This is a genomic window from uncultured Shewanella sp. (genome assembly GCF_947491715.1).
Taxonomy (GTDB): domain Bacteria; phylum Pseudomonadota; class Gammaproteobacteria; order Enterobacterales; family Shewanellaceae; genus Shewanella.
In genome coordinates, this window is record NZ_CANLKR010000008.1 from 39,109 (window position 1) to 52,807 (window position 13,699).

Consider the following 13,699-nt stretch of genomic DNA (forward strand, 5'->3'; position numbering starts at 1 on the left):
CATTCAAATGGATAAAATAACACTGCCTTTAACCTTTCCTTGCTCTACAAGCTCGTGGGCTTTCACCGCCTTCGTAAGCGGAAGCACCTCAGCAATACGATGGCAAAGCTGGTTTTGTTTTAATGCATTTTCGATAGCGTTAATCGCCATATTTTTTGCCTCTTCAGGCATCGCATAAACAATAATACATCGCAGGGTTAAATCTAAATACATCATCTTATAAAAAGGCAATTTAGGCTCAGGTTCTTGAGTCGATGAATAGCTCGAAATCACCGCTCCCGTTTTAATCACTTGCAAAATTACCTCAAGATTTGCGCCAAATTCGACATCAACCACACGCTCAATCAATTTACCACCGCTTGCCTGTAAAATTTGTGCCGCAAAGTCAGATGCTCTATGGTTAACAACTGCATTGGCCCCAACGCTCAAACAAGCTTGTCTATCTTCAGCATTTGATGCGGTGGCTATAACAAAAGCCCCTGCCATTTTTGCCCACTGAATAGCATAAAACCCCACTCGACCCGCTCCACCTGTAATCAGTATTATTTTGTTTTTTACTGGACCGTCGGCATGCACGCACCGATGCGCCGTCATCGCTGGGATCCCCAAACAAGCTCCCACCTCAAAACTCGCTTCATTCGGTAAGTGCGCCGCTCTTCTGTTTTCGATACGAATGAATTCTGCCGATGTGCCATAGCGTCTACCATGCTGCGCTTGATAAACCCATACTCGCTCACCGACTCTTGCTGGAGAGACTCCCTCACCCACAGCTTCAATAATGCCAGCACCATCGCTATTGGGAATAATATCACCCTTAGCTAATAATTCTGGAAATGCACCTGCTCGCTTTTTCACATCTGAGGGGTTGACAGCAGAAGTATGCAGCCGCACTAATACTTCACCGGCTTGCACATGAGGTTTATTGACTTCTTGCAGTTTAAGAACATCTTTTGCTGCACCAAATTGCTTATAACTCATTATTTTCATCACTCTCTCACCTCTACAAGAACTATGAAAAGAGTCGATTCAAGACTTTAACATCTTCACCACCTAAGCCCATATCGATAAAAGGTTCAATTAAGTCTAAGTTATGTTTCGAACTTAAAGGCTGGGTACCATTATGCTTAGCCGAGGCAACAATATAGCGTAAATCTTTCACAACATTTTTAATAAACGTCGCATCAGCAGCTTTTGGATCTTTAGCACTTTGACAAAATAGGCGCCATCCTTTGGAGTCAACAAGCCCTCCTTGTAATGCACCTAAAACCTTATCTATCGGTAAATGGGAATTATTCGCAAATGAAACCATTTCAAATGCTGATAGCAATATATTAGCCAGCACAATTTGATTACACATTTTTGTACTCAGGCCCGCACCATTATCTCCCATGTAAGTCATTTTGCAGCAATAACTTCCTAACAACCCTTCCACTTGTTTGAAAATCGACTTATCACCTCCCATAAACGCGACCAAACTCGCATTTTGTGCGCCCACAACCGATCCTGTCACAGGCGCATCCAAGTAATAACTATCAAATAACTTAACTTTAGTGGCAATGGACATTGCATCTGACGGCAATAGTGTCGAGTGCTCAATAATGACTTTTCTTTTATTACCTGTTGAGAAGAACCCTTCTATACCAAATAATATCTCTTTTACCACTTCCCCACTTGTTACACATAAAACACAAACATCGATCTTTGCTGCCAAGACACTCGGATTAGCACACCATACAGCACCATCACGAATGAGATCAGAATACTTATTTTTATCCCTTCCCCATATATAAAGAACATATCCCTTTTTCATGATATGTTCAGCCATAGGCTTCCCCATTAGCCCCAATCCAATAAAGCCTACACCTTGCTTCTTAATCACCATCAATACCCACCTTGATTAATACTATTTGTAGAGAGTATGTAATTATTGGTTCAAGAACTTAATTCTGACCCACACGCCCACTAAAAATATGTCTTCACAAGTGTGGCCTATAAAACTGAAAACTACCAAGCAATACTATGAATCAAAATACCGCATCATTTTAACTTTATTTCAATATGCTAAAATGTTTTTTCATCACAAAGGCTGCCCTATCTATCTTTATCACTATTCTCTCGCATGGTTATTTCCAAAAAATACCCCATCAGAAAGATGGGCTATTTTCCATATCAATCAGGTAACAGAGAAAATTTCCGTTAATATTCGCCTATATTAAAATACAAAAGCTATAACCCACCTCTGTCTAAGGTATTTTGCCATGTGTCTTCGTATTCACTTAAATCACCTTGCGTGATGATATTGAGCCTAGGCGTAAGAATATAATAGCTTGGCTGAACGTCTTCATTAATACTCTCAGACGAGTAAATCCTATTTTCCATAAGCCAAGTGCGTCCTCCGCTATCGACTGTTAAAACTTCCCAATGTTTATCAATGGAAAATGAGTATTCGCCATAGTTATACTCAACCCTCTGGATTATTTCATTATTGAACATATTCCAATGTGCTTCCTGAGAAGTAAAATATTCATAGTTAGCTTGTTTAGAAATATTATATTTCATCTCACCATTTGACATGAAACTGCTGCCAAATACATTTTCTAGTTTCAGACTATCTCCCTCCCAAGCATCGGCGTGATAAACAGGATAACCTGATAAATACACCTTAGGTAATTCAATAACTAAGTTATCCATAAATTGCGTATAAGAATTATCAAACTGGACTATCGGCTGAAAGTAAAAACTGATTAACTCCCCCGCCTTTAAATACTTCACTTGAGCAAATAATATGCCTTCGGAGGCTTTAAAAGGCAAAATACGAAACTCAACATCCCCCTCCACAAGACTCAATTCACCATCAATCATTTGTGCTATAAATTGGAAATCAGAGAACTTACCTTCACTTCTATCATTAGAAAGTGTTATTAAATCAAAAGCAGACATAAATCCTGAATGATTTAAATATAATTCTGAATCATAAATTAATGGTAAAGCCCAACTTCCGGTTAGATCAACTAACTGAGTGTTTTGCCAAATGGTGTCAAAATGATGCTGAAAAGTGCTATATTGACGCTCGATTGGCGCTTGATAAATAAGTGGTTCTCCCTCCCAATTTTCACCGTTTAGAATAAAGCGATATTCTTCGGTTTTCACTGTATCGATAACCACTTTAAAACTCAATTGTGTTTCATGCAGCAAGTGAATCGTTTGATTCTCAGTAACATGCTTACTTAGTTGATTTATATTATATTGTTCAACAAAGAGCTTTAATTCCATTAACTGTTCTGAATCAAATTTACCTTCAAGTTCAATTTCCCAATCATTAAAAAGTAAAAAATCATCACTAGGATAAATGAGTGACATCGCTAATTGACCTTCATTTAGATACCAACTCATCTCACTGAGCGTTGCTGGGTAAGGAGTAAAATGGCTATATGACATCGCCCCATCGCCTCCATCAGCCAGTAAGAAGCTGGTCGTTTTTAAAGGCAACCAACCTTCTTTGATAGGATCAAGCTTTAATAAAATCTTATTTTGCAATTTATCAGCAGTAAAAAGTGGTAACGATTTAGCGTTATTCAATAAACTATCGATAGAATTCGCCAAATCAATTTGAAAAACTTGTATCGGTTTATCTCCATCAACCAATTGATTATCAGTCAAGTATTGAAAAATAGATCCACGAACAGAATATGCAGTCGCTTCATTTTCAGCATACTCCACTGACGGATCAGGCAACAATATACTAAAATTTGTTTCTCCCTCTATAACATCATAATCATCATGATTGTTCAGTAGTTGCATAAAGCCTACTGTATACATCAAGTCTTCAGTTGCTAATGCCTCTAAATAAGCCGTAGCTGACTCTGAAACTTCACTATTTTCCTTTAATTCTGCTTCTAATCGATATAAATACACCGCACTAGAGATAAGTGAAACATTCAATGGGTCAAATTGTTCAGCCTCCAGCACGCGTGACTCTCCCGCCATTTCAAGTATTGCTTGCGCTTGTCCCAAAGAAGAGCGGTATTCAATTTCACTTTGCTCATTCTCTGCAAGTCCTTTCGCAGATAACAATAATGGCTCATTCAATTGGCCGACTAATACAAAAAGTTGATAGTGGCCCAGCTGATCTATTTTCGTCGAAAATAACTTTTCAGCCGACTTGAGACTAACCTCTGCCCCCATTAAAGACTCATCGCTCACTTCTCCTGATAAAGTCACACTTTGAAATACACTGATGTCCACATTTGCTATTGCTTGGCCATTATTCACGCTGTAAGTTAACCTATCAATTCCCGCATAACCTGTATTCGGTACATAAGTGATCTTATTATCCGTAATTGTCGCACTACCAAAAACTGGCTGCTGCACAATATCTGTAATCAACAAATTTCCTGAGCTGAAACTATCATTACTCAGCACATCAACTTCAACAGTTTGGCCATCTATCACTTCAACTTGATCGTTTTGTAAAACAGGCTCAAGTACAATATTTTTTTCTGGATCAATTTTGCCATCATTATCACTACCACAACTCACTAACATTATGGCTAATATCATTATCAATCGATTATTTTTCACTGAAATTCCCTCTTTAATTATCGATTTGAGCCTCACTCACACATCATCATTGAAAGCGACACTCAAACTTCCATGTTCAATCATTGTTACGTATATAAACTTGCCTAAAACCCACCATCACAACTCATAATGTTTATTAATAAATGGCATGTGAGTATGTCAAATTGAGAAAAAAATGAATCAGTAAATTGTCTATTTATTATCCCAGTGATAATCACCTATATAGACGACACATCATTAAGAGCAGCACTGAAAGCCAAGAAATATGGAAAGCACACCTAAAAGTGTCAGCGATTAAAAATCACTTTCTTCAATTTTGCCTTCACCGAACGCCAATGGGTCATGGGGATTGTCGGCGCACGTTGCAATAAAGATTGATAGTCTTTTTCTGTTAACTGTACTTCTCCGCCATGGGCCAATGCTACAATGCTTGGATCCAGCGCTTGCACTTTTTGAAGTGAATCTCGATAACGATTCGGGTAAAAAATGGGATAAGGGGGAATAAACTTAGATTTGACTTTAACCAGTAAATCCGCCACATATAAACGGCCAGTTGATGCATGGTAAAGGGAGATATCTCTATCAGTATGACCTTGCGTATAAAGTGCCTGCCAATCATCAAACCCTGGTAATAAATCACCATCATCAAGATAATAATCTGCTTTTAATTGAGCAGAGTAATAAATATTACGCCGTGGTTTTTTCATTTTTTTTGCCACCCACAAGGTTAATAATATATCGGTTAAATGCATCAATTTACCATCGAGACCTGAATACCATTGCCCCGATACATTTGCAGCAGCAATCTTACAACCTGTTATATCTCGCAATTTATGCGCCGCACCAGCATGATCAGGGTGCATATGCGTAACCACCACCAATTTTAAATCTTGTAAATGCCGTCTTAATTTTACACCTATATAGTGTTTTAATAATGGAATATCGGCACGACTACAACCATCGAGCAATAACAATTTATCAGAGTATTCAACTAAATAGATAGTTTGTATGTAACCTGCAATAGGATGTAACTGCATCAGTATTTCATTCCTCAAAACCAACTGTATTCTCTGTCATTATGCGCCAACTCATCAGACCACTCAAGTTAATGCAATATCCGCTGGATAATATTAGCTCCATCAATAGCCAAAAATTGCGTTGAAATATACCGATAAAAAAGTTCTGAACCCATGATTGCTATGACTCACAATCATGACTTTTACGGTTAGATACGAGAACTACAAATGTCATGGCAGTAAACTAGGCCTTATTTAATAGATGATAATGAGATACCAGCATATTATTAGCACTTTTCAAACTCGGCATTAGCACACTAAAGAGAGCACGCAACACAAACATTAAACATATCTGCAACAAATAAACAAAATACTCCCCCAATACAAAACAAGTCACAAAAAAGAAATCTGAACAAGGCCAAAATATTGCCCTTCCATTTTTTATGTCGAAAAATCTAATTTAACGCGTTATTTAGTTTTTTATTTCAAAAAATAACATGTGAACATTAATTTTAATCTGCTGTCATGTTTTAAGTTACAGATAATTCATATTTTTTACTGCATTATTTGTTATTAGTCACTGATTAATAATTGATCCAACTTTAACGATTAAGTTAGTTTCATTAACGAAACTTAATTATTTTTAATTAATTGTTTCACTAATAACAACATAATAAATATGTAGTAGGGATCTCAAATGAAAACAAAATATCTAGCAATCACATGCTTACTCTTTTCAAATTTCGTATCAGCTGACATTATTTCCGATTATTTAACACCTAATCACAATTCAAGTGTGTATACCGGAAAAAGCAGTAAAGGCTCCAGTTTTGATTTAAGTACTGGCTGGACTGAAACACAAAAGCCAGGCGATAAAATAAAATCTATCACTATTTACAGCAACAATGCTGAATATATCAAAGGCATTAAAATTGATTATCTTTATAGTGAAGATATGACCGTTGGTAATGTTAACGGTAGTGGTACAACTAAAACTTTAGGGGGTGATGAATATGTCGAAAAAGTCCGCTTTTATCAAAAAAATGAAGGCTCTATTTCTAGGATCCGCTTATGGACCAACCTAGGAAATGAATTATACTGGGGATCCAGTAATGGATGGGACAAATGGAACGAACAAGCTTTCTCTTATGGTCGAGCACTCGTCGGTTTTTGGGGAACTGCTTCAGACAGTAAAATTTGGAGTATTTCAGCCGTTAATGCAAAGCCACTAACACTTGAATTACAAAATATTGAATTTGATCAAACTGTCAATGTTGGCAATGCTGAACAAGCTTTTTTATCTGATAACGTGGCTTCAAATAGCACAAGCACAGAACAGTCTATGCAAGTTAGGCTTACCTATACTGAAGGAGAAAGTTCAACTGACTCATGGTCAAGTACACAGGGTGTTAGCGCGACCATGGGAGTAAAGATAGGGGTTGATATTAAAGCGGGAGGTTTTGCTACCGTTAAAGAAGAATGGTCCTATTCTGTCACCACATCATTTTCAGATACCGTAGGTGCAAGCAGCTCAACCAGCGATTCCAGCTCTACAACAACCGTTGCCAGTTTAGTCGTACCTTCTAAAACAATTTATGCAATGAAAGCTAATGTATATCAAAGCAGTGCCGCTTTTCCCTACACAGCAACCTATCTGAATCCATGGGATAATAAAACCTTTACTTTTAAAGGACAAATCGATCAAGCAACTTCTATTCGTACCTTTACTCAATGGTTAGAGATTGGTTATATCGATGATAATGGCAATAGCTATATTTATGATGAATACCAAAATGATTGGGGGGATTATGGCATTAATACACAATCAATGAGTTTTGCGCTATCGAGCTCAAATTCTGATGCTGAGCCTGTCACAAAAACCGTTATATCTGCATCATCACTCAATATTTCTCTTGATGATCCTCACTGGATAATGTCTAGCGAAGAAATTGATTTTAGAAAACAAAATGGGCTTCAATAAAATAAACACCATTGATTAACTTAATGAAAGCTCGCAATCTTGCGAGCTTTTCAATGCTTGGATTACAGTTATGAAATATTAAGCAATATGCGTCATTTCATTTAACATAAAGCTTTCAACCGCCCCATCCGTTGCTGCCATATAAGCTTGTAAATGGGTATTTCCCATATGTGTTTGCCACAACTCACGATTTTCCCAATTTTCATAAAAAATGAACACACTAGGATCCGTGTTATCTTGATGCAAATCATATTGCAAGCAACCTGCTTCTTGTCGAGTCGGTTCAATTAACTTTACTAATTCAGACTTCACCAAATTCACTTTATCTTGTTTGGCTTGAATACGTGCCACAATCGTCAATTTTGTCATCATTTTTCTCTTTATTTACGAAGTGAAAAAATTATAGTGCTTTAATTCACTATGATATATAGGTTAATTCTCTATACACTATCAAAAAATAATTGATAATAGGATACCGTCCTTTGAAATATCATGTTCAAACTAGATCTAACTTCATCGGCACATCAGAAAAACCTTCTCGTGTTCTCACACCATTAATTACCCTAAAGCCCCAGTTTTTATATACAGTTTGCGCCGATACAGCAGAATTTACCGTAAAGTGAGTCAAATTTTGCATATTTAACGCATTTTTTTTCGCCACTTGCCAAAGTTGGTTTGCAAGCCCTCTCCCCTGAAAAGCTTCCGCTACGAATAAATGGTAGAGATGAGAGGTTTCTTTCATACCAATAACGCCGACTATCCGCTTATCGGCAACCGCAACAAAATAATCACACTGCTCACTGAAGGCCTTCACTAATCCATCAACAGAGAAAGAAGCCAATACCTTAGCTTTAACATCATCGGCTAACCCTAAAGTAATGTATTTTTCCGTCAAACACACCATCAGATGACTCATTTTTCGTATATCGCCTGCAGTAGCGTGGCGAATATGCACCCCTTCCATGTCATTGCTCCTTCTCTATGAGTAATATGCTCCATGTAACCCAATAAAATAGCATACAGAAATCACACTATATAACTTTTCTTATAAAACTAAGTTCAACAACTCACAAATACCATTGCAACACTCAAAAAAAACAAACTGTATATATTTATGATTTATTTTCAAATAATAAATATTCACTCAATATAAATTAGCCATTACACTTCATGCGCATCATTTTCTCCTACTTCATATTGATGTTCATTGAATTATCTCAACAACTGCTCAATGCTCAAAAAGCAAATGTTCTTGGAAAATGGAATATCAGCTCAAAATATATTCAAACAGAGATTTCTAAAATAGAGATTAGAAAAATTGTTTTTCAACAAGAAAAGATCATCATTTTTAAAATCATAATTCATGGTTGACGTTAAATGATGAAAAACATTCATTAATAGACATAAGTCTAAAAAAAATAAAAAAATAATGTTAAACAAATTAACATTACAGGAAGAGCTAGAAACATATAAAACTTATACACCAAAAACTAATACAGCTAAAAGCCAGTGTAAATAATAAAAAACGAAATAAAACTAATTCTAATTTAGTTAAACCTACTGAAAAACAATTAACAACATTATAAAATTAAGAGTATTCTCATATAAAACAAAAAAAACAGTGGTAATAAATATCATTTACACAAGTGAATTCTTGTTATACCTTCAATATCGAAATCACATAAGATTTAAATACAGAACCTTAGAATAAAAATAACTTATTAATAATATTACCAATGAGTTATTTAAATGAATCGATAATACCAAGCATCATCATTTTTATATTTGAAATAAGGGAAATACCATGAATAAAAATATATTGTCATTATCAATAAGTACTATTTTGCTTTCTATGTCTGCTTCATCTTATGCAACTGATAATGTCGTTCCTTTTTTTGAAAAATTTCATAATAACCCTACTAAGATAATGGATGAACTGCCAGAGAAGCACAGTAACACTCAAAATACTCCCACCCTCTATTTTTCTAAAGAGCAAATAACGGGTAATGAATTTGTTTCTTTAAAAGATAAATCCAGAGCAGAGTTTATCAAAAAAAATAGACAACCTATCAATTTTGGTGAATTGAGTCGAATAGATTATAACACGGATAATCCCGCCAATTTGGTTGATCTCGGTTTTAATATTGAAACCAACTTAATCAAACTTGATCATAAAGCAAGTCGAGAAAGTCACTTACCGCGAACCGCATGGTCAGACACCTATTGGCCACTCTACTCCGGTGCGAGTGCTTGGCGATATGCTGACTCCCCATCGGCCAATAATTGGCAAGAATATTATGACTTTTCTCACATAGTAAAGCCAACAGAACAATATATTAATGATGACAGAAAAGATCTGTCTCCTGCTGAAAAATATGACTTATTGGTAGGAGATGCCAATATGAGTCTCACTAAAAGTGCGTGGAACTCTGGTAAAGAATACTTTGATTCCTATGGTGAAGTAGAAGGATGGATGGGCTTATGTCATGGATGGGCTGCAGCCGCTTATATGATGGACAGGCCTAAAAATGCCATTAATGTCAAAGATGCAAAAGGAGAGAACTTAACTTTTTACCCATCTGATATCAAGGCATTAAGTACCCTACTTTGGGCAAGCGCCCCCTATCAAAGTCACTTTATGGGACAAAGATGCAATATCAAAGATCCAGAAAAAGATGAAAATGGGCGCATCATAGAACAAAGCTGTTTTGACAATAACCCAGGCAGTTTCCATACCGCTGTTTTAAATCAAATAGGAATAAGCCAACGCAGCCTAGTGATGGACGCAACCTATGATTATCAAGTCTGGAATCAACCTATTTTATCTTACAAGCTTAAATATGTTAACTTGATATCCAATAAAGCCAAAGATAATCTTCAAGATGCCATCATCAATATTGATGATTATGAGGAAGATAAATTTAAATCTTATCGTGCAAATAATGCCACTCATATTGTGGGTGTCAAAATGGAACTGGAATACTTATCTGAAACAAGCCCAACTCACAATAAAACCGATAATGAACATTATGACCATACCGTTACTGTTGATTATTTCTATGATTTAGAATTAGATAAGAAAGGAAAAATAATTGGAGGAGAATGGTACTCTAATGCCCACCCCGATTTCTTATGGACGCCCACAACAACGGCCATTGCACAGTCCTATCCTAAGGTCTATGGCGAATGGAAGGAAGGGCATTCTATTCCGACTTATTGGCAAAAACGTGCCATAAGTGCTTCAAATAAAAATCAACCTCTCACTAAAGTTGTTTATGAACTGGTAAAACGTGCCAGTAAATAGCACAGCAGCAGACCCAAATCAATAACAGATTTGGGTCTTCATGCCGCTTTATTTAAAAGGCTTCATCGCATTAAGCGGGACTATACTAGGAACTTGATTAAGTGTTAAATTTTCATACTGGCTTTGATAGAGACCATAAGCTGACCTAGGGTCCAATAGTAAACTTGCTAACACACCTAAAGGTTGATTTAACGGAACAATCAAATTGTTAGGGTTCAGTTTTAACACTTTTTCTTCTTCATCAAAATGAAAAATAATCTCGATTCTTGCACCAATCCCCGCCTCTTTACGCTCTTCTCTCTCTTTCAGGCGCAGATTAATTCCAGACCATTCACCTTTACTCGCTTGTATCACTTGAATGCCATGCAAAGACAACCAAGTGGCTAGTTGTCCTTCATTATCCGTAATCGCATATCCAACAGGCCTTTGATAAGTTTGACTCGCAGTCATGTCACTCCAGTTAGGAAAAGAATGGATTTCTCTTAAACCTGTATTTATATTAACTAAGGAAATGTTTCTACTCAGTTTTAATTTGTTCAAGGAATAATTTACATTCGCAATAATCTTCTGATTAATGCTTTCTTTGCAACACGTCAACGCTAAAATATTAGCTTTATCAATGACAACTTGATCCAACACACTATTCAAGGCAATTTTTTGTCTTTTCACTCTTTCTTTTATATTCTCAGGCGTTGAAAAGTGCCGCTTCTGATAATCTTTTTTACTCTCTAATAAAATAGATAATACATCATGAAAAGAAGCATAATTCCTTAATGTATTAATCGTGGATCTGGCCCCCGTTAAAGGCTGATTAAGCCTCATTATTGCCCCTTGATACCTCTGAGCGCTGCTTCCTTGATAGAATACTTCTTTCATAACAGCAGGTAAAAAATGATCATTAGCAAAGTCTTGTATTTTCTTAAAGACATTTGCATTATTACTGGTCTCCAGTTGACTAACGACATCCGTTAAATACCCTTGTTTTCCTGTCAGTACTGACTTATATGTGCTAGATTCATGAATGTCTAACAGCATATTAGGTGACTCAGTATTGATGACACTCACAACAGCCCTTGCTTCTGGTGTCTTCAGCAATACATAATCCGCATTAATATTAATGCCCTTTCCATTCCCTCGCGTCTCTTTATTCCAACCATCAGGATTCACCAACGGAATAAAATCAATATCAACATGATTTAATAACTTGTTATATTTATCACCACCTAATCCCGCTAAAAACGACAATATAGCCAACGTGCCTGAAGGCTCATTACCATGCTGACCGGCTACAATTAACACTTTCACCTTAGATTCAGCGTCATTCTTTTTTAGTGATACTAGGCTCACTTTAACAATAGGCTGCTTATTTTCGGAATAACCGACTGCCTTAACACTTATGCGTTTATCTTTTAACGCTAGCTTATACAAAATACCGTTAACTTCTGCAGCTTTTATTTTTTGATTATAGAAATCTATATCATCACTCTGCGTCAAAGCAAACACAGGACTAGAACCTAAAATGACTTCCCCAATAAAGAACAACATCAAAATAAGTAGTTGTTTATTTTTATTTCTTAATAAACAAGTCATTTCACTTCTAAACCATAAGGAAGATTAGTAAACATCGATGCATTATTTTTATAAGTGGGTCGACTGTAAGTCCCCTGCCAATCAAGTAGCATTATAGCAAGTACGTTTCTATGTTCTCCATACGCTAAATCAAAACTACCAGTTTCTGAAGGTATTATTTTTCTTGACTTATCAATTGAATGATAAATATATTCTTTAACTTTTTTAACAACAGGATCATTCTCTTTATTTGCAAGCAAAAATGAAATGCCAACTTCAGCAATTACGTCAGCCTTTGACCTTTCTAATATTGTATCAATATTCTTTCTAAAATAGTCATAAATCCATTTAAAATCATCCTCATTTACTGGTTTTTGATAATAATTAGAGGCAGGAAAAATAAAATGAGTCATGCCATATAGTTTATTATTGTATTGCTGATCAGTTAATTGATTATCGATCTTATCTGGATACACTTCTCTAAATGAGGAAGCAAAATAATCCGTTAAGTTTTCTATTTTCAACTGTTTTAACCAGTAAACTTGATTAGCCAGTTGTGCAGCCCAAGCGCGTATCATATTAGGATCAGAAAAATATAATTTAAAATCCTGACTTAGAATAATCTGTCTAAATTTTTTATCCGATACATGTTTTAAACCATATTCATCTATTCTTGCCATTGCTGGCAGTAATCGACTTGCGATTAATAAATACTCAGGCATTATTTTAAAGCTATTAACACGTAATTGCCTCCTAATGGGATCAGTATCTTTAAACTTACTATTAACTTCATTCGCATAACTTTCAATTTTCTTTTCGGAGGAAATATTTTCATTTATTTTATTTAAGCTACTTGCTTTTAGTGCCATATCCACCCAAACAGTAGTATTAAAAGCATCATTGCCTGATTGGCGAAACATTCTTAACCCATAATGACTCATTTTGGATGCTGGCAATTTATATAACTGGGCATTATATTTTTCTCTAATACTAAATGCTGCATCTGTTAATTCTTTCTGTGTTAATTCTTCTGAAAAAGTCACATCCGAATAAATAATAAAAAACAGACATAACACTAATTTATACATAACTATCTCTACATTAATTAAAATTAAATTATAGCACAGCTTTTCAAGTAAAATAGTTGGGTTACATTTCAGAATCATGAATAGATATAAATTAACTTAAAAACTTATTTTTTACACAAACCATAAATATTTATACTATACCTATGGTATGTATTATTAA

General features: G+C 35.7%; 10 protein-coding genes. 2 read left to right on the top strand and 8 right to left on the bottom strand.

The features are described 5' to 3' along the window. Positions 1-3: 3 nt before the first annotated feature. From Q0779_RS08245 to Q0779_RS08260, 4 genes are all read right to left on the bottom strand, one after another. Complete coding sequence (locus tag Q0779_RS08245; protein WP_298771505.1) at positions 4-987, bottom strand: NADPH:quinone reductase; 984 nt, start codon at positions 985-987, stop codon at positions 4-6. Between the two features lie 22 nt (positions 988-1,009). Then, positions 1,010-1,882, bottom strand: coding sequence for an NAD(P)-dependent oxidoreductase (locus Q0779_RS08250; RefSeq protein WP_298771507.1), 873 nt, complete (start codon positions 1,880-1,882; stop codon positions 1,010-1,012). Positions 1,883-2,226: 344 nt separating this feature from the next. Beyond that, positions 2,227-4,581 (bottom strand): Ig-like domain-containing protein, encoded by a 2,355-nt coding sequence (locus Q0779_RS08255; protein WP_298771509.1) that lies wholly within the window; start codon positions 4,579-4,581, stop codon positions 2,227-2,229. Between the two features lie 287 nt (positions 4,582-4,868). Then, positions 4,869-5,618: an MBL fold metallo-hydrolase gene (locus Q0779_RS08260; protein ID WP_298771511.1), complete on the bottom strand. Its 750-nt coding sequence runs from the start codon at positions 5,616-5,618 to the stop codon at positions 4,869-4,871. Positions 5,619-6,294: 676 nt separating this feature from the next. On the opposite strand from Q0779_RS08260, the gene Q0779_RS08265 reads away from it, so the two are divergent. Then, a complete protein-coding gene (locus Q0779_RS08265; protein ID WP_298771513.1) occupies positions 6,295-7,578 on the top strand; it encodes a hypothetical protein in 1,284 nt (427 codons plus the stop codon). 78 nt (positions 7,579-7,656) lie between these two features. Here Q0779_RS08265 and Q0779_RS08270 read toward each other — a convergent pair whose 3' ends face one another. Further along, the gene (locus Q0779_RS08270) at positions 7,657-7,947 is read right to left on the bottom strand and encodes a putative quinol monooxygenase (RefSeq protein ID WP_298771657.1); all 291 of its coding nucleotides are present in this window, start codon (positions 7,945-7,947) and stop codon (positions 7,657-7,659) included. A 127-nt stretch (positions 7,948-8,074) separates the two neighbouring features. After that, complete coding sequence (locus Q0779_RS08275) at positions 8,075-8,542, bottom strand: GNAT family N-acetyltransferase (RefSeq protein ID WP_298771515.1); 468 nt, start codon at positions 8,540-8,542, stop codon at positions 8,075-8,077. Positions 8,543-9,382: 840 nt separating this feature from the next. Here Q0779_RS08275 and Q0779_RS08280 point away from each other — a divergent pair. Further along, complete coding sequence (locus Q0779_RS08280; protein WP_298771517.1) at positions 9,383-10,882, top strand: peptidase; 1,500 nt, start codon at positions 9,383-9,385, stop codon at positions 10,880-10,882. Positions 10,883-10,930: 48 nt separating this feature from the next. On the opposite strand, the gene Q0779_RS08285 is transcribed toward Q0779_RS08280, so the two are convergent. Beyond that, positions 10,931-12,472 (bottom strand): M14 family zinc carboxypeptidase, encoded by a 1,542-nt coding sequence (locus Q0779_RS08285; RefSeq protein WP_298771519.1) that lies wholly within the window; start codon positions 12,470-12,472, stop codon positions 10,931-10,933. After that, a complete protein-coding gene (locus Q0779_RS08290) occupies positions 12,469-13,539 on the bottom strand; it encodes a DUF3541 domain-containing protein (RefSeq protein ID WP_298771521.1) in 1,071 nt (356 codons plus the stop codon). Before Q0779_RS08290 ends, Q0779_RS08285 begins: the two co-directional genes overlap by 4 nt. Positions 13,540-13,699 lie beyond the last annotated feature (160 nt).